The organism is Citrobacter sp. Igbk 16, from assembly GCF_028069755.1.
Taxonomy (GTDB): Bacteria; Pseudomonadota; Gammaproteobacteria; order Enterobacterales; family Enterobacteriaceae; genus Citrobacter.
In genome coordinates this window covers 41,906-59,271 of the sequence record NZ_JANEWJ010000007.1, presented here as the reverse complement: position 1 = coordinate 59,271, position 17,366 = coordinate 41,906, and the positions used below count along the sequence as shown (strand labels likewise).

19 protein-coding genes are annotated in these 17,366 nt (G+C 51.6%); 5 read left to right on the top strand and 14 right to left on the bottom strand.

Annotated elements, in window-relative coordinates; translation table 11 throughout:
* Nucleotides 1-103 precede the first annotated feature (103 nt).
* On the top strand, nucleotides 104-379 hold the full coding sequence (yjfY, locus tag NNO03_RS07040) for a DUF1471 family protein YjfY (protein WP_202039800.1): 276 nt from the start codon (nucleotides 104-106) through the stop codon (nucleotides 377-379).
* Nucleotides 380-510: 131 nt separating this feature from the next.
* Here the strand turns inward: yjfY and NNO03_RS07035 are convergent, their stop codons facing one another.
* From NNO03_RS07035 to ulaA, 6 genes are read right to left on the bottom strand one after another with little or no spacing between them, the layout of a single operon-like run.
* Entirely contained in the window at nucleotides 511-1,197 is a 687-nt protein-coding gene (locus tag NNO03_RS07035; RefSeq protein ID WP_271449198.1) for an L-ribulose-5-phosphate 4-epimerase, read from the bottom strand.
* Nucleotides 1,197-2,051, bottom strand: a complete 855-nt coding sequence (locus NNO03_RS07030) for an L-ribulose-5-phosphate 3-epimerase (protein ID WP_271440287.1) — start codon at nucleotides 2,049-2,051, stop codon at nucleotides 1,197-1,199. Before NNO03_RS07030 ends, NNO03_RS07035 begins: the two co-directional genes overlap by 1 nt.
* A 9-nt stretch (nucleotides 2,052-2,060) precedes the next feature.
* Nucleotides 2,061-2,711 carry a 3-keto-L-gulonate-6-phosphate decarboxylase UlaD gene (gene ulaD, locus NNO03_RS07025; RefSeq protein WP_271449159.1) on the bottom strand — a complete coding sequence of 217 codons (651 nt, stop codon included), beginning with the start codon at nucleotides 2,709-2,711 and terminating at the stop codon, nucleotides 2,061-2,063.
* Between the two features lie 12 nt (nucleotides 2,712-2,723).
* On the bottom strand, nucleotides 2,724-3,191 hold the full coding sequence (gene ulaC / locus NNO03_RS07020) for a PTS ascorbate transporter subunit IIA (RefSeq protein WP_271449158.1): 468 nt from the start codon (nucleotides 3,189-3,191) through the stop codon (nucleotides 2,724-2,726).
* A gap of 11 nt (nucleotides 3,192-3,202) precedes the next feature.
* The gene (ulaB, locus tag NNO03_RS07015; protein WP_045439008.1) at nucleotides 3,203-3,508 is read right to left on the bottom strand and encodes a PTS ascorbate transporter subunit IIB; all 306 of its coding nucleotides are present in this window, start codon (nucleotides 3,506-3,508) and stop codon (nucleotides 3,203-3,205) included.
* Between the two features lie 15 nt (nucleotides 3,509-3,523).
* Entirely contained in the window at nucleotides 3,524-4,921 is a 1,398-nt protein-coding gene (gene ulaA / locus NNO03_RS07010) for a PTS ascorbate transporter subunit IIC (RefSeq protein WP_271449197.1), read from the bottom strand.
* A gap of 367 nt (nucleotides 4,922-5,288) precedes the next feature.
* On the opposite strand from ulaA, the gene ulaG reads away from it, so the two are divergent.
* Complete coding sequence (gene ulaG, locus NNO03_RS07005) at nucleotides 5,289-6,353, top strand: L-ascorbate 6-phosphate lactonase (RefSeq protein WP_271449157.1); 1,065 nt, start codon at nucleotides 5,289-5,291, stop codon at nucleotides 6,351-6,353.
* Nucleotides 6,354-6,458: 105 nt separating this feature from the next.
* Nucleotides 6,459-7,214, top strand: coding sequence for an HTH-type transcriptional regulator UlaR (gene ulaR / locus NNO03_RS07000; protein WP_271440283.1), 756 nt, complete (start codon nucleotides 6,459-6,461; stop codon nucleotides 7,212-7,214).
* Here ulaR and yjfP read toward each other — a convergent pair.
* A complete protein-coding gene (yjfP, locus tag NNO03_RS06995; RefSeq protein WP_271449156.1) occupies nucleotides 7,211-7,960 on the bottom strand; it encodes an esterase in 750 nt (249 codons plus the stop codon). The two genes, ulaR and yjfP, sit on opposite strands and share 4 nt — an antisense overlap.
* A 181-nt stretch (nucleotides 7,961-8,141) precedes the next feature.
* Here yjfP and bsmA point away from each other — a divergent pair, with 181 nt between their 5' ends.
* On the top strand, nucleotides 8,142-8,471 hold the full coding sequence (gene bsmA / locus NNO03_RS06990) for a biofilm peroxide resistance protein BsmA (RefSeq protein WP_271440281.1): 330 nt from the start codon (nucleotides 8,142-8,144) through the stop codon (nucleotides 8,469-8,471).
* Between the two features lie 147 nt (nucleotides 8,472-8,618).
* Nucleotides 8,619-8,894 carry a DUF1471 family protease activator YjfN gene (gene yjfN, locus NNO03_RS06985; RefSeq protein ID WP_005134428.1) on the top strand — a complete coding sequence of 92 codons (276 nt, stop codon included), beginning with the start codon at nucleotides 8,619-8,621 and terminating at the stop codon, nucleotides 8,892-8,894.
* Between the two features lie 85 nt (nucleotides 8,895-8,979).
* On the opposite strand, the gene NNO03_RS06980 is transcribed toward yjfN, so the two are convergent.
* The 7 genes from NNO03_RS06980 to hflC form a co-directional block, all read right to left on the bottom strand.
* Nucleotides 8,980-10,602, bottom strand: coding sequence for an isovaleryl-CoA dehydrogenase (locus NNO03_RS06980; protein ID WP_271449155.1), 1,623 nt, complete (start codon nucleotides 10,600-10,602; stop codon nucleotides 8,980-8,982).
* 119 nt (nucleotides 10,603-10,721) lie between these two features.
* Nucleotides 10,722-11,453: a 23S rRNA (guanosine(2251)-2'-O)-methyltransferase RlmB gene (rlmB, locus tag NNO03_RS06975; RefSeq protein ID WP_271449154.1), complete on the bottom strand. Its 732-nt coding sequence runs from the start codon at nucleotides 11,451-11,453 to the stop codon at nucleotides 10,722-10,724.
* Between the two features lie 70 nt (nucleotides 11,454-11,523).
* Nucleotides 11,524-13,986, bottom strand: coding sequence for a ribonuclease R (gene rnr / locus NNO03_RS06970; protein WP_271449153.1), 2,463 nt, complete (start codon nucleotides 13,984-13,986; stop codon nucleotides 11,524-11,526).
* Nucleotides 13,987-14,024: 38 nt separating this feature from the next.
* Nucleotides 14,025-14,450, bottom strand: coding sequence for a nitric oxide-sensing transcriptional repressor NsrR (nsrR, locus tag NNO03_RS06965; RefSeq protein ID WP_005134424.1), 426 nt, complete (start codon nucleotides 14,448-14,450; stop codon nucleotides 14,025-14,027).
* Nucleotides 14,451-14,678: 228 nt separating this feature from the next.
* The gene (purA, locus tag NNO03_RS06960; protein ID WP_005134423.1) at nucleotides 14,679-15,977 is read right to left on the bottom strand and encodes an adenylosuccinate synthase; all 1,299 of its coding nucleotides are present in this window, start codon (nucleotides 15,975-15,977) and stop codon (nucleotides 14,679-14,681) included.
* A 102-nt stretch (nucleotides 15,978-16,079) separates the two neighbouring features.
* Entirely contained in the window at nucleotides 16,080-16,277 is a 198-nt protein-coding gene (locus tag NNO03_RS06955) for a DUF2065 family protein (RefSeq protein WP_005122170.1), read from the bottom strand.
* An 83-nt stretch (nucleotides 16,278-16,360) separates the two neighbouring features.
* Nucleotides 16,361-17,365 (bottom strand): protease modulator HflC, encoded by a 1,005-nt coding sequence (hflC, locus tag NNO03_RS06950; protein WP_005122169.1) that lies wholly within the window; start codon nucleotides 17,363-17,365, stop codon nucleotides 16,361-16,363.
* Nucleotide 17,366: the final 1 nt, after the last annotated feature.

Genomic DNA, 17,366 nt, shown 5'->3' with positions numbered 1-17,366 from the left:
AGAAATGGTCGCTATCGACTACGTTGGTTGCGGTTAAAATTACATCAGAAGCTAACGACTCACAGGAGACAAGCAACCAAAGACCGCAGTCGAGGAGGTACATATGCGAGCCCGTGTTTTGACCCTTCTGGCTGTGCTTTTGCTGAGCGCAAATGCAATGGCAGCCATCAAAATTGACAATCATCAGGCCAGAAATATGGATGATGTACAGAGCTTAGGCGTAATTTACATAAATCATAACTTCGCCACTGAAAGTGAAGCCACTCAAGCTCTGAACGAAGAGACAGATGCGCAAGGCGCAACTTACTACCACGAGATCCTCATCAGAGAACCCGGTAGTAACGGCAACATACACGCCAGCGCAGACATTTATCGCTAGCACCCGGAAATAACCAACGAGAACATTGCCACAGTTTGACTTGCCCCCTTTATTGGGGGCTTTTTTTGCAAAAAAGCCCTGAAGCCAGATCGATAACATCCCCTGAATGATTTGGCTCCAGGACTTAGCCGTTACTTCTGTCCATAATAGGCGTTTGGACCATGCTTACGCATAAAATGCTTATTCATCAGATAATCGTCGATGGGGTTTAGCGCCGGATTAATGCCACGCGCAATCCACGCCATTCTTGCCACCTCTTCCATCACCACCGCGTTATGCACCGCCTCGTGAGCATCTTTGCCCCAGGCAAACGGGCCATGCTGATACACGACGATGCCTGGCGTATGTAAAGGTTCGACCTCCCCCAACGTTTCAACAATCACCCTGCCGGTATTCAGCTCATACTCATCCTGAACTTCAGCTTCAGTTAAAGCCCGGGTACAGGGAATATCGCCAAAGAAGTAATCCGCATGCGTCGTGCCAAGCGCAGGTATTGCCAGACCCGCCTGCGCCCACGCTGTGGCATGAGTTGAGTGGGTATGCACCACGCCGCCAAGCGACGGATAACGGCGATACAGCGCCAGATGGGTGGCGGTATCTGAAGAAGGGCGATAGCGCCCTTCAACCACGTTTCCGTCCAAATCTACCACCACCATGTCGTCGACCTGCATGGTTTCGTAGGCAACACCGCTAGGTTTAATCACCACCAGCCCATGTTCACGATTGATGGCGCTGACGTTGCCCCAGGTAAAGGTCACCAGCCCGTAGCGTGGAAGATCCATGTTAGCTGCAAAAACCTGCTGCTTGAGCTCTTGTATCATGTTGCCTCCATCAGACCGGCACTGGCCATCCGCGCTTTCACCCAATCGCGCGCCTTTGCCACTTCTAGCACGGGGTTCTCCGCCGTTTCACTCCACATTTCAATCAGGTATGGCCCGCAATACCCACTCTGCTTGAGCGTCTCGAAACAGCGTTCGAAATCAACAACCCCTTCACCGAAGGGGACATTTTTAAAGATACCCGGCCGGGTATCTTTCACATGCACCGCCACGATATGCCCAACACCCGCCTGCAGTTCCATCTGTACGTCATTATCCCACGCCGACAAATTGCCAATGTCAGGATAGAGCTGGAACCACGGATTATTGAGGTAGTGGGCATAGCCCAGCGCCTTACTGATCGAATTCATCAACGGATAATCCATGATCTCCATCGCCAGTGTGACCTGTGCGCGACTCGCCATCTCGACACTTTCCTTTAGGCCATCGCGAAAACGGCGACGCGTTTCGTTGTTGGCCTGCTGATAGTAGACGTCATACCCAGCTAACTGAATAACGCGAATGCCGATATCTTGTGCAAACCGAATCGCTTTACGCATAATCTCAAGCCCCTGCTCGCGTACCGCATCATCTTCACTACCCAGCGGGAAACGACGGTGGGCGCTCAGGCACATAGAGGGGACACGCACACCGGTTTCGGCAATAGCGGTGACCAGCGTAAGACGCTGTTCGCGGCTCCAGTCAAGCCGCGACAGGCGCGCGTCGGTTTCATCAACCGACATTTCGACAAAGTCAAAACCCAACTCCTTTGCCAGGCGAAGGCGCGCCAGCCAACACTCCCCGGCAGGGAGCGCTTTTTCATAGATGCCAAGTGGGATCTGTTTTGACAACATGTCCGCTCCTTATCCCCACAGTTGGGCAATGGAACGTTTGAACTGACGCGCAGCCTCCACCGGAGAGGCGGCGTCGCGGATGCTGCGACCAGCAATAAAGACATGAATCGGAATCCCCTGGAACAGCGGCAGGTCTTCCAGCGCCAGCCCCCCGGTAACGGTGACCTTGAAGCCCATATCAGACAGACGTTTGATGGCACTGATATCCGCCTCCCCCCATGCCACACCGGCCGCCTGCGCATCGCGGCTGCGGTGATATACCACCTGCCCAATACCCGCTTCGCGCCACTCTCGTGCTTGTTCCCACGTCCAATAGCCAGTCAGTTCAATCTGTACGTCGCCATTAAACTCGTGCGCCACTTCCAGTGCACCTTTGGCAGTGTTGATATCTGCACAGCAAATCACAGTGACCCAGTCGGCATTGGCTTCAAAGCACATACGCGACAGGATTTTTCCCGCATCGGCAATTTTGGCATCCGCCAGCACAATTTTATGTGGATAGAGCGCCTTCAGATCACGTACGGCGCGTACGCCTTCAGCAACACAAAGGATGGTGCCGACCTCAATAATATCCACCTCTTCGGCAATCAGCCGCGTCGTTTCATACGCAGAAGCCATTGATTGGTTATCCAGCGCAACCTGCAACATAGGTAATGACATTTTATTGTTCCTTTAAACAGCCGCCGCAGTGGCGTTATCAATTAAATCCAGCACTTCCTGCGCGGTGCGGCAGGCGCGTAAACGGTCAAAATTGGCTTCATCATCAAACAGGTTAACGATCTGCATGATGCCGACTTCCTGATGCGTATTAGCATCAACCGCCGCCATTGTGATCAGGATGTCGACCGGGTCATTATCTTCATGGTTGAACACTAACGGTGTTTTCAGCGTGACCAACGCAAAACCGGTTTTTTTAACCCCCTCTTCAGGGCGCCCATGCGGCATAGCCAGCCCAGGGGCAATCACAAAATAAGGACCGTGCTGTGCAACCCCGTCGAGAATGGCCTGGTAGTAGCGTGGCTCGACCACATCAGCCTTAACCAGCAGATCCACGCCCAGCTTTACCGCGTCCTGCCAGTTACTGACCTCAGCTTGCAAAAGGATGGAATTATTGTCCGCCAGCGAATCACGTAGTTTCATATTCCGCGTCCTTACTTCACGTCCTGCGGAAAGTGTTCTTTAATCACTTCCAGCAGTTTTGGACCAAAATCAGCGGGAGACAGCATGTTGCGCACCCCTACTACATACTTATTGCCAGAAACGGTAATTTCGCCGGCGATATGGGTAGAGGCGATGATAATGTCCGCGCCGCTCAGTTCACTTTTATACTCACCCACTGCGCAGCTGTTCACCGTGTGGTCAATATTTGACTGAGTTAAAAACTGATCCACCTTCATTTTCATGATCATGGAACTGCCCTGTCCGTTGCCACATACAGCCAGAATACGTACGGTCATAATCGGAACTCCTTATTAAGCAGAGTGTTCTGCCAGTTGTTTTTCTGCGTCTTCCTCAGCGCGCAAGGTGCGTCCTGCGAAAAACATATAAGCCAGTGCAATCAGAATAATGACGGCCATAAAAATCAGCCCGATAGAGGCAAACCCTTGCATCATAGGTGGAGCCAGAATCGACCAGTCAGCCATTCCCATCCAGGCACTCATACCGGTGAGTTTTACCGCCCAGACACAGCCAAATATTTCGATCATGCCCATCACCAGACAAATCTTGAGCGCCGCTCGCCAGCCGCCAAAATGGTTAGCAAATACGCCGATAGTGGCGTTAGAGAAGAACATTGGAATAAAGCCGGGAATAATCAGAATGGAAGAGCCGAGGCCTACCAGAATGCCAACAGCAATCAGTTGACCAATGGTGCCCCACATAAAACCCCAGACCACAGCGTTTGGGGCAAAGCTGTATATCGCCGCACAGTCAATCGCCAGTACTGCCCCAGGAATCAAACGTTGAGAAATACCGTTGAACGCTTCTGAAAGTTCAGCAACGAACATACGCACACCCTGGGTGATGATGAAAATGGCAACAGCGAACGAGAAACCAGTTTGCAGGATATACACCGTCCAGTGCGTTTTTCCCGCCATCGCCTGGACTACATCAATACCAAAAGAGAGCAGAATTGCACCGAAGAAAAGAGTCATCACGATCGCGGTTGAAACGATGTTGTCATGGAAGATATTCAGCCAGCCCGGCAGTTTAAGGTCTTCGACACTCTCTTCTTTCTTACCGAGATAGGGGGCAATTTTGTAAGCAATCCAGGAGGCGAACTGCTGCTGGTGACCAATGGAGAAGCCACAGCCATCGGTCACTTCTTGCGTCGGCTTATACATCATGTTGGAGGTAATACCCCAATAGAGCGACACCAGTACCGCCGTACAGATAATGGTGGTCCACATCGGGTAACCAAAGATATACAGAGAAACCGCAATCAGCCCCGCCTGTTGGAACATGATGTGTCCGGTCAACATGATGGTGCGGATACCGGTAATACGTCGAAGAAGTACGTAACAAATATTCAGCGCCAGCGCTAACAGCACCGCATACCCCACCCAGCTATAGGCATCCCCCATGCGTTCAATGGTTGCCATCATTGAGGCATAGGTATCTGAAATTGCCCCATTGATGCCATAGACCTCAGACATCTTAGCCACTACCGGTTTGAACGTGCTGGTCAGGATGCCGGACCCTGCCTGCAGCAACATAAAGCCGATGATCGTTTTGATCGTGCCTTTGATAATGACGCTGACACTTTTACGCAGCAAGATGTAGCCGAGACAGGTCACAATCCCCAGCAGCAGTGGGGCGTTAGTCATAACCTGATTAAAAAAGACGGTAAAGATGTTGTAGAGGATCTCCATAACGATCTCCAGTAGACGAAGTTGCTGAACATTCATTACAGATGCCCAGGATGTTGTGCCCCCACTCTAGTTTTCAAAAGTAATCACAACAAGATTGAATTTGATTAAATGTGATGCAGTACGCAAATAATTCTCTCACTGTAAGAAAGGTCTTGTTCGCTATTCAACAGTAAAAAAATAACTTCTGATAAAACAAATAAATACAATTAAACACTGATACAAAAACAACTTATAACCCTGTGAATTCTCCCCATTCCTTGCGGTGACATAAAAAATCAGCACATTGCCTTCTTGATAAAATGATGTCAGTATCAATCAAATTAAATCACGTTATGATTCGATATGAATAAACATGAGGGTAAATGCGATGAGTAAAGTAAAAAGCATCACGCGTGAATCATGGATCCTGAACACATTCCCGGAATGGGGAAGTTGGCTAAATGAAGAGATCGAGCAGGAACAGGTTGCACCGGGCACCTTTGCGATGTGGTGGCTTGGCTGTACTGGAATTTGGCTGAAGTCGGAAGGCGGGACGAACGTCTGCGTCGATTTCTGGTGCGGCACCGGTAAACAAAGCCACGGCAATCCACTGATGAAAACCGGCCACCAAATGCAGCGCATGGCGGGTGTAAAGAAACTACAACCCAATCTGCGCACGACGCCGTTTGTCCTTGATCCGTTTGCTATTCGTCAGATCGATGCGGTTCTTGCTACGCACGATCATAACGATCACATTGATGTGAATGTCGCCGCTGCCATCATGCAGAACTGTGCTGACAATGTCCCGTTTATTGGACCACAAACCTGTGTCGATCTGTGGATAGGTTGGGGCGTACCACAAGAGCGCTGTATTGTGGTAAAACCAGGTGATGTTGTTAAGATAAAAGATATTGAAATTCATGCGCTTGACGCGTTCGACCGTACTGCGTTAATCACCCTGCCAGCCGACCAAAAAGCCGCAGGCGTTCTGCCAGATGGTATGGATGCACGCGCAGTCAACTATCTGTTCAAGACTCCGGGCGGCACGTTGTACCACAGTGGCGACTCCCACTACTCAAACTACTACGCCAAGCACGGAAATGAGTATCAGATCGACGTCGCACTCGGCTCCTACGGTGAAAACCCACGTGGGATTACGGACAAGATGACCAGTTCCGACATACTGCGTATGGCGGAATCCTTGAATACAAAAGTGGTGATCCCTTTCCATCATGATATTTGGTCAAACTTCCAGGCTGATCCACAGGAGATCCGCGTCCTGTGGGACATGAAAAAAGACCGCCTGAAGTATAATTTCAAACCGTTTATCTGGCAGGTCGGCGGCAAGTTCACCTGGCCACTGGATAAAGATAACTTCGAATATCACTATCCACGCGGCTTTGATGACTGCTTTACGATTGAGCCGGATTTACCGTTTAAATCCTTCCTGTAATCCATACAAAATGCCGGTTTCTCCCGGCATTTTTTCCCATTTACTTAGTATTTCCAGGCTATTTCAAATATCATCTTTTCAAATCAATTTGTATCGGAATAGCTCATGACTGAAGCACAAAGACATCAAATATTGCTGGATATGCTGGCGCAATTGGGCTTTGTTACCGTTGAGAACGTAATTGAGCGCCTGGGGATTTCACCGGCCACAGCACGCAGGGATATCAACAAGCTCGACGAAAGCGGCAAACTCAAGAAAGTCCGTAACGGCGCAGAAGCCATTACCCAGCAGCGCCCACGCTGGACACCGATGAATCTGCACCAGGCACAGAATCACGATGAAAAAGTTCGCATTGCCAAAGCGGCATCCCAGTTAGTGAATGCAGGCGAAAGCGTGGTGATCAACTGCGGATCAACCGCCTTCCTGCTCGGACGCGAAATGTGCGGCAAACCCGTGCAGATCATCACCAATTATCTGCCACTGGCAAACTATCTGATCGACCAGGAGCATGAAAGCGTGATCATCATGGGAGGGCAATACAACAAGAGCCAATCCATCACACTTAGCCCACAGGGCAGCGAAAATAGCCTGTATGCCGGACACTGGATGTTTACGAGTGGTAAAGGGCTGACCGCTGATGGACTGTATAAAACCGATATGCTGACGGCAATGGCCGAGCAAAAGATGCTCAACGTGGTCGGCAAACTGGTGGTGCTGGTCGATAGCAGTAAAGTTGGAGAACGTGCGGGAATGTTGTTCAGCCGTGCCGATCAAATCGATATGCTGATTACCGGCAAAAATGCTAACCCTGAGATCCTGGAACAACTTGAAGCTCAGGGCGTGAACATTTTACGGGTTTAGAGGTGCTGGCGGAAAAACGATACTGTCGCAGCGAGCGCTTCTGGCGTGATGCGGTGTCGGACACCCGCTTCCCACAGGCAGGTTAGATGGTTATCCAGACCTGCCTGAATTAACGCCTGCTGCAAACGGAACGTTTCCACAGCCGGAACCACATCGTCATCCTGGCCATGCCACAACAGTAATGGTCTGTCGGCCAGACGTTGCAACTGATGTGTAACATCCCACTCGGCCAGTGGGGCGATAATCTTATCAAATTCCGCCTGCTGTTCTGGCGTCTGAACCACTACGGGGGGGAAAAGCGTTTGTGCAAGCCGGGTAAAATACCCCGAACCCATCAGGCTCGCTGCACATTTTACGTCAGGATGACGCGCCATAATGCCCAGAGCCGTCATTGCCCCCATTGAGGCTCCTCCGACGGCAAGACGTTCATCTGATAGCCAATTTTCTGCCACCAGCGCCGCACGTAACGTCGCAAACTCCTGCATATTTTGCTGCAAAATCTGCCAGAAGCGATACATTCTCCCCTGAGCGTCACTCGTCGAGCGTGCGCCATGATCGGGCGCATCTGGCATCACGACCCGGAATCCGGCCTGTGCCAGAGCAACGGCAAAATAGCTGTAGACCAGACTTGAAGAGGTAAACCCGTGATAGAAGATAATACAAGGGAGTGAGCACTCGCGTTTACCCGCAGGAACGGCGTGCAGGACAGGGATACCAGCCAGCTGGCGTGTTTCAATTTCGATCATTTGTCGCCTCTTTTTTTCTGGTATGCCATGGAGAAATACTTAACGCAAGTGAATGTGTTCAGCAATGATTCATAATGTTGAGAACTGGGTTACGCTTTCGCAACATTTTCATTCGAAAATCGCGTGAGAGATAACAATTCGGGAACATTCCCCTAAAGGGAATTTAATAAGGCACTACACTATGGCTATCAGGAAACGAGATAGAGTTATGCGTCGGTTTGCCTCTTTGTTGCTGGTGACGTTTTTAAGCGCCTGTAGTGTGCTACAGGGTACACCACAACCTGCACCGCCCGTAGCCGACCACCCGCAAGAAATCCGCCGCGACCAGAGCAACGGGTTGCAGCGAATAGGGACAGTCAATGCGCTGGTAAGAGGCTCTCCAGATGATGCGCTGGCAGAGATCCGTGCCAAAGCCGTCGCGGCTAAAGCTGATTATTACGTTGTCTTATTAGTTGATGAGACCGTAGTGACAGGCCAATGGTATTCACAAGCTATTTTGTATCGTAAATAACATTGGGTTGAAATTTAGTCAGCTTTACATTGCTTTGCGCCCCTATGCGTTTACCTGTGCACAATAAACCAACAGCAGGGAGCTTGAGGTTTATTATCGCGATGGAATGCCCTGCCATGTGTAGGGGTACGAATAATGGAGCTGACGATGAAACAATCACTTGCCTTATCCTCACTGCTGCTTTCTGCTGGACTGGTAGGTACAACGGCGCAGTCTGCCGAGTTCGCCAGTGCTGACTGCGTAACAGGCCTGAACGAAATTGGCCTGATATCGGTCAGTAACATTGCAGGAAACCCGCAGGACGTAGAACGCGTTGTGGCGTTAAAAGCGGATGAACAAGGTGCCTCATGGTACCGGATTATTCAGATGTATGAAGAACAGCAGCCAGATAACTGGCGCGTACAGGCCATACTTTATGCATAACAAATTGCCGGATGGCGTAAACGTATCCTGCCGGTATTGAACGTAGGCAGGATACGACGCGACAGCATCGCCATCTGGCATAGTCTTACCGTATTCCTCCCGTCGCCCGCAGTAGCAAATCACTCTGCACCTGTGCAGACAACTGTTTTACACCACGCGTATCCAACATCATCTGACACCAGGCCTGCGCGACTGGCGGAGAGGCATAACGCAGTACCTGCGCGCCACACCCGAGCAGAAAAAGCTGCTGCGTAATCTCCCTCGCCAACGCCTCACTGGGCTTACGCAGGTGTTGCTGCAACTGACGCACCATCCGATCGTAATGACGATCTTGCCCTTTTACTTCGGCAAAAGCCTCACTGAGCATATCGTACATGCCGGGTTGTTTCGTCAGTACCCGCAATACATCAAGACACATGATGTTGCCGGAGCCTTCCCAGATACTGTTTACCGGCATTTCACGGTACAAACGCGGCAACTCACTCTCCTCGCAATAGCCAATTCCGCCCAGCACTTCCATCGCCTCGGCAACAAACGGCATGCCATTTTTGCAGATGGCAAATTTCGCTGCGGGTGTGAATAATCTGGCCCACAGGGCTTCTTTCGCATCGGTGCGGCGATCCCAGGCTCGCGCCAGCCGAAACAGTAATGCGGTCTGCCCTTCCAACTGCAATGCCATTCGGCTTAGTACCTGACGCATCATCGGTTGTTCGATCAAAGGTTTACCAAATACCTGCCGCTGATGTGCATGATAAATCGCCACGGAAAAAGCACGTCGCATCATGCTGTGACTACCCAGCGCGCAGTCGAAACGCGTCATACCGCCCATTTTCAGGATGTGGCGAATACCTTCCCCTTCCTCGCCCAGCAGCCAGCCGATAGCATCCTGAAACTCGACCTCGCAACTGGCATTAGAACGGTTACCGAGCTTATCTTTCAGGCGTTCAAGGCGGATGGCGTTGCGTCGACCATCAGGCAAGAATCGCGGCATAAAAAAGCAGGATAAGCCCCCTCTTGTCTGCGCCAGTACCAAATGCGCATCGCTTTGCGGCACGGAGAAAAACCATTTATGTCCCACCAGGCGATATGAGCCATCTGCAAGACGTTCAGCCTGAGTGGTATTGCTCAGCACATCTGAACCCCCTTGCTTCTCCGTCATTCCCATACCAATCAGCACCCCACGCTTTTGTCCACCGGGCAGCAAATGTGAGTCATAGCGATCGCTGCGCAGAGGGGTAAACCAATCATGAAATTGTGAAGGTAGCATCTGCAGTAACAGCGGCGTAGCAGCAAAGGTCATGGTTATCGGGCACAAGGTGCCCGCCTCCACCTGCGCATGCAGCATAAAACGTGCAGCCCGGGCAACAAACGTGCCCTGCCTGGCCTCCTCTTCCCAGGCCAGGTTATGCACGCGGTTTGCGCACAATCCCTGCATCAGTAAATGCCACGCGGGATGAAACCGCACATCATCCAGTCGTTGCCCTTGCGGATCGTAACGCAATAATTCGGGGGGAAAGGCATTGGCCAGGCGGCCCAACTCAAGCGATTCCGCGGTCCCTAATTGCTGGCCAATACTGGCGAGAAGATCGCTGTCCCAGCCCGCGCCTTCGCGAGCAACGGCTTCACACAATGCGCCATCGGACAGGTATAAGTTGCTGTTATTGAGCGGTACAGGTTGGTTAAAAACGGTATGCGTTTGCCAGTGCATTGTGTCTCCCTCCGTCAATGGCCATCACCATAAGTATGGTCAGTCAGAGAAGAGGATGCCTGGGATAAAGGTCACAAAAAAGCCATCCCGAAGGATGGCTTAAGAGAAGAGGGAATCAATTACCCGCGCTGACGGACGGCTTCAAACAGGCAAATTCCCGTCGCGACAGAGACGTTAAGCGATGAAACGCTCCCGGCCATTGGGATGCTGATCAGTTCATCACAATGTTCACGGGTCAGACGACGCATACCTTCGCCCTCTGCGCCCATTACCAGTGCCAGACGCCCGGTCATTTTGCTCTGATACAGCGTATGGTCAGCTTCGCCCGCGGTACCAACAATCCAGATGTTCTCTTCCTGCAACATACGCATGGTGCGCGCCAGGTTGGTCACGCGGATCAGCGGTACGCTTTCTGCCGCGCCACAGGCAACTTTTTTCGCCGTCGCATTCAATTGTGCAGAACGATCTTTCGGCACGATCACCGCATGCACACCGGCAGCGTCTGCGCTACGCAGGCATGCGCCCAGGTTATGCGGATCGGTGACGCCATCGAGGATCAAAAAGAACGGCTGGTCGAGTTCCGCGATCAGATCCGGAAGATCGTTTTCCTGATACTGACGACCCGGCTTCACGCGCGCAATAATCCCCTGATGAACCGCACCCTCACTTTTCTCATCCAGGAACTGGCGGTTAGCTAACTGGATGACAACACCCTGTGCTTCCAGTGCATGGATCAGCGGCAGCAGACGTTTATCTTCGCGACCTTTGAGAATAAAGACGTCCTGAAAGCGCTCAGGCGCACGCTCCAACAGAGCCTGCACCGCATGGATGCCGTAAATCATTTCACTCATGAATGTACTCGTTAATAGTTTAGGTGTAACGCCGGGCGGCACGCTGGCCACCCGGCTTACGGTTTATGGCTTATTCCGTGACTTTCTTTTTCGCCGCGCGTTTGGCTTTGGTGGCGGCAGCGATTTTAAGCGTTTTCGCCGAAGGCTTTTTCGCTTTTTTGTCGCCTTTTTTCTCAGCCGCTTTTTTATCCGCCTGAGGTTTGGTTCTGCCTTTTTTCTCACCGCGGAAAGCACTGTCCGGCTCGAAATTCACCTTTTTGCCCATCTGACGACGTTTACCGGTATTCTTACCTGCATCGCCTTTTTTGGCTTTTTCGCGCGCGGTTTTACCCTCATTGCGCGGAGCACGTTCGCTGGAAATCAGACTAAAGTCGATTTTGCGCTCGTCCATATTGACGGCTTCTACACGGACTTCCACACGATCGCCAAGGCGATACATCTGACCGCTGGATTCGCCTGTCAGGCGTTGCCCTACCTGGTCAAAACGATAGTAGTCGTTATCCAGCGAGGAGACATGCACCAGACCGTCGATAAACAGCTCATCAAGACGAACAAAGAAGCCAAAACCCGTCACGCTGGCAATAACGCCCTTAAAGACATTACCGACCTGATCCAGCATAAAATCGCACTTCAGCCAATCAGAAACATCGCGCGTGGCTTCGTCAGCACGGCGCTCTGCCATCGAACAGTGCTGGCCCAGTTGCAGCATCTCTTCCATCGAATAATGGTAGCCCCCCGTCTCCGTGGTGTTACCTTTATGACCCTGCTCCTGCGCCAGCAGATATTTGATAGCACGGTGCAACGAGAGGTCCGGGTAACGACGGATCGGCGAGGTAAAGTGTGCATAAGATTGCAGCGCCAGACCAAAGTGACCGCGGTTTTCCGGATCGTAAATCGCCTGCTTCATCGAACGCAGCAGCATAGTTTGCAGCATTTCTGCGTCAGGTCGATCAGCAATCGACTCCAGCAGTTCGGCATAATCACGCGGCTCTGGTTTGTTACCACCAGGCAACTCCAGCCCCAGCTCGGCCAGTACCGAGCGGAAAGAGTTAATCGCTTCGGTCGTTGGCTTATCGTGAATACGGAACAGCGCAGGCTCTTTGGCTTTCTCAACGAATCGCGCCGCTGAGATATTCGCCATGATCATGCACTCTTCAATCAGTTTGTGCGCGTCATTACGCTGCGTCTGCTCAATACGCTCAATACGGCGTTCAGCATTGAAGATAAACTTCGCCTCTTCACTCTCAAACGAGATACCGCCGCGCTCTTCCCGCGCTTTATCCAGTACTTTGTAGAGGTTATGTAGCTCTTCAATGTGTTTAACCAGCGGCGCGTACTGTTCACGCAGCTCCTGGTCGCCCTGCAGCATGTGCCAGACTTTGGTGTAAGTCAGGCGCGCATGGGAGCTCATTACCGCTTCGTAGAATTTAAAGCCGGTTAAGCGACCTTTCGACGAAATGGTCATTTCACAGACCATACACAGCCTGTCCACCTGCGGGTTGAGCGAACACAATCCGTTTGACAGCACTTCCGGCAGCATTGGAACAACCTGCGATGGGAAGTACACGGATGTACCGCGGCTACGGGCTTCCTGGTCCAGCGGGGTCGGTGGGCGAACGTAATAACTTACGTCAGCAATCGCCACCCATAAACGCCAGCCGCCGCCACGCTTTTTCTCGCAGTAAACGGCATCGTCAAAGTCACGCGCATCTTCACCATCGATAGTAACCAGCGGTAAATCGCGCAAATCAACACGCCCGACTTTCGCCTCTTCCGGTACTTCTTCTTTCAGACCGGCGACCTGTTTCTCTACTGCCTGCGGCCAGATGTAGGGAATTTCATGAGTACGCAGAGCCATATCAACGGCCATGCTGGTGCCCATATTATCGCCCAGCACTTCGACAATTTTACCCACCGCTTTGGTACGACGAGTCGGGCGCTGAGTGAGTTCAACCACCACCACAAAGCCCATACGGGCACCCATCACCTCTTCAGGCGGGATCAGGATGTCAAAACTCAGTCGGCTATCGTCCGGTACGACAAATCCCACACCAGCGTCAGTAAAGTAGCGACCAACAATCTGGCTAGTTTTCGGTACCAGCACGCGCACGATACGTGCTTCGCGGCGGCCTTTACGATCCGCACCCAGCGGTTGTGCCAGTACCTGATCGCCATGAATGCAGGTTTTCATCTGCTCGCTGGACAGGTACAAATCATCTTTGCGTCCTTCGACGCGCAAGAAACCGTAGCCATCACGATGGCCAATAACGGTGCCTTTTAGCAGGTCAAGACGCTCCGGCAGCGCGTAGCACTGACGACGGGTAAAGACCAGTTGCCCGTCACGCTCCATCGCGCGCAGGCGGCGACGCAGCGCTTCCAGCTGCTCTTCACCTTCAATATTGAGTTCAGCGGCCAGCTCATCGCGGTTGGCCGGTTTTTCACGTTTAGTTAAATGTTCGAGGATAAATTCCCGGCTCGGGATAGGGTTCGCGTATTTTTCAGCTTCGCGCTCCTGGAAAGGATCTTGTGACATCGAGGTTCCTCCATTGTCAGCTCTGATGAAGATTTTCGTCACTCCACCAGCAATAATTTATAAAGCGGTTGATTCTCTTCAACCAAATCAGCAAGTGTGTAGTTGTCCAGTTCCGTGAGAAAACTTTGCACTGCCTTAGAAAGCGCCTGCTTGAGTCGGCAGGCAGGGGTAATGTGGCAAAACTCGCTGCTACAGTTAACCAGCGATAAGGGTTCCAGCTCGCGAACCACATCACCAATTCCAATAGCCTTAGCCGGTTTGCCCAGGCGGATGCCGCCATTTTTTCCACGAATAGCAGTAACGAAGCCCGCCCGGCTAAGTTGATTGATTATTTTGACCATATGATTACGGGACACGCCGTAGACTTCTGTCACCTCAGAAATACTGGTCATACGTCCTTCGGGTAGCGACGCCATGTAGATTAGCGCACGTAATCCGTAATCGGTGAAACTTGTTAACTGCACATCAACCTCAGGAAAAGGGATAAAACGGATAAGCCTGGTAGTATTATTTATATTGATGATAAACCAGCCACCAGCCAGGTCGCTAATTTATTTCAGTTCGGGAAGGAAAAAAGCGAGGAATTCACTCTTTGTTAAGCCGGATGGCGGTGAAAAGCGCCTGATCCGGCCTACAAAATAACACATGTAGGCCTGATATGCGCAGCGCCAGCGGCACTGCGCCAAACATGATTATGCGTCGAACGGGTCGCGCAGGATCATGGTTTCAGTACGGTCTGGGCCAGTTGAGATAATATCAATCGGCACACCGGTCAGTTCTTCAATACGCTTGATGTAGTTCAGTGCTGCCTGCGGCAGACCACTACGTTCCTTCACACCAAAGGTGGATTCAGACCAGCCAGGCATGGTTTCGTAAATCGGCTCAATACCTTTCCAGTCGTCTGCTGCCAACGGAGTAGTCGTGACTTCACGGCCATCCGGCATACGGTAAGCAACACAGATTTTCACCTCTTTCAAACCGTCCAGTACGTCCAGTTTGGTCAGGCAGAAGCCAGACAGGGAGTTAATCTGTACCGCACGGCGCACAGCGACGGAGTCCAGCCAGCCGGTACGACGACGGCGACCCGTCGTTGCGCCATACTCGTTACCTTGTTTGCACAGGAACTCGCCGACATCATCAAACAATTCAGTCGGGAACGGACCTGCACCTACACGAGTAGAGTAAGCTTTGATGATACCCAGAACGTAGTCCACATAACGCGGACCCAGGCCGGAGCCGGTCGCCACGCCACCAGCAGTGGTGTTGGAGGACGTTACGTATGGATAGGTACCGTGGTCGATATCCAGCAGAGTACCCTGCGCACCTTCAAACATGACGAAATCGCCACGCTTACGCGCCTGGTCCAGCAGATCGGAAACATCAACAACCATAGACGTCAGGATGTCGGCAATCGCCATCACATCATCCAGCACTTTCTGGTAGTCAACTGCTTCAACTTTGTAGAAATTCACCAACTGGAAGTTGTGATATTCCATCACTTCTTTCAGTTTTTCAGCGAAAGTTGCTTTATCAAACAGATCGCCAACGCGCAGACCGCGACGAGCCACTTTATCTTCATAAGCCGGGCCGATACCACGACCGGTGGTACCGATCGCTTTCTCACCGCGCGCTTTCTCACGAGCGTTATCTAACGCAACATGATAATCAAGGATCAGCGGACACGCTTCAGACAGCAGCAGGCGCTCACGAACCGGGATACCACGATCTTCCAGCCCTTTCATCTCTTTCATCAGCGCGGACGGAGACAGAACAACACCGTTACCGATGATGCTGGTTACATTCTCGCGAAGAATACCTGATGGAATAAGATGGAGGACGGTTTTTTCACCGTTGATTACGAGAGTATGGCCTGCGTTGTGACCGCCCTGGTAGCGCACAACATATTTAGCCCGTTCAGTCAGAAGATCGACGATCTTCCCTTTACCTTCGTCACCCCATTGGGTGCCCAGTACGACGACGTTGTTACCCATTTTTCAAAATCACCGTTTGCTTAAAAATGGATTCTACCACCGCTTTTTCAGATATACAGCACTTTTTGCATCCAAAAATCTGCAAATTAGTCTACTTATTGATCAGCCAATCGTTTTCCTCAACATGTAGTAGACGACAACGCCCGCGACCACAAGACCTCCACCAAAACGACGCAAAATATTTTCAGGAAGTTGTGCCATCGCCGAGATCATTTTCTTCCAGGCGCGGGGATACAGCATAGGACCCAAGCCTTCCAGCACCAAAACCAACGCGAGCGCCAGCAAAATTGTTGAATTCATCCGTCGTCCTTATATAAAAAAGAAAACCACCGCATCCCTGGGGATACCGGTGGTTTTGCTGGTCTAAAACCGCTGGAACTATTTTAGCGTGTTGCGCTATTCGGCGTCTTCATGTAACGGAAGAAATCGCTGTCCGGGCTCATGACCATGACATCCTGGTTTCCTTCGAAGCTCTTCTCGTAAGCGCGCAGGCTACGGATGAAGGCATAGAAGTCAGGATCCTGACTGAACGCATCGGCAAACAATTTAGCGGCTTCTGCATCGCCTTCACCGCGCATAATGCGGCCCTGACGCTCAGACTCTGCCAGCGTTTTAGTGACTTCATAGTCCGCTGTTGCACGCAGTTTTTCCGCTTCTTCCTGACCCTGTGAACGATGACGACGTGCTACCGCTTCACGCTCAGCGCGCATACGGTTGTAAATAGCCTCGGACACTTCAGCTGGCAGGTTGATTTGCTTGATACGCACATCGACCACTTCGATACCCAGTGCCGCCATACTGTTCGGGTTGATGACCGGGACTTTACCGTTCGTTTCAGCCTGCACACGTTCAGCCGCTTCGGCAATCGCGCTATCCGCCGCCGGAGTCGCGACTTCATCTTCTGTGCCAGCAGAACCGGAGTTCAACGCATCACGGACTTCCAGAGTCAAACGACCGCGGGAATCGGTAACGATATCTTTCACGTCCAGGCGACCGATTTCAGAACGCAGACGGTCAGAGAACTTACGTTTCAACAGCACTTCTGCCTGAGAAACATCGCCACCGCCCGTTGCCAGGTAGTAGCGGCTAAAGTCACTGATGCGCCACTTGATGTAGGAGTCAACGATCAGGTCTTTCTTCTCTTTGGTCACAAAGCGATCGGCCTGGTTGTCCATGGTCTGAATACGCGCATCCAGCATCTTCACGGATTCAATAAACGGAATCTTGAAGTGCAGGCCTGGTGCAACGACCAGCGGCTTGTTGTCATCGTCACGCAGAACTTTACCAAAGCGCAGGGTAATACCGCGCTCGCCTTCTTTGACCACAAAGACAGACATGAACAGAACTACCAGAACGATGATAATAATCGCAATAACTGACTTACGCATC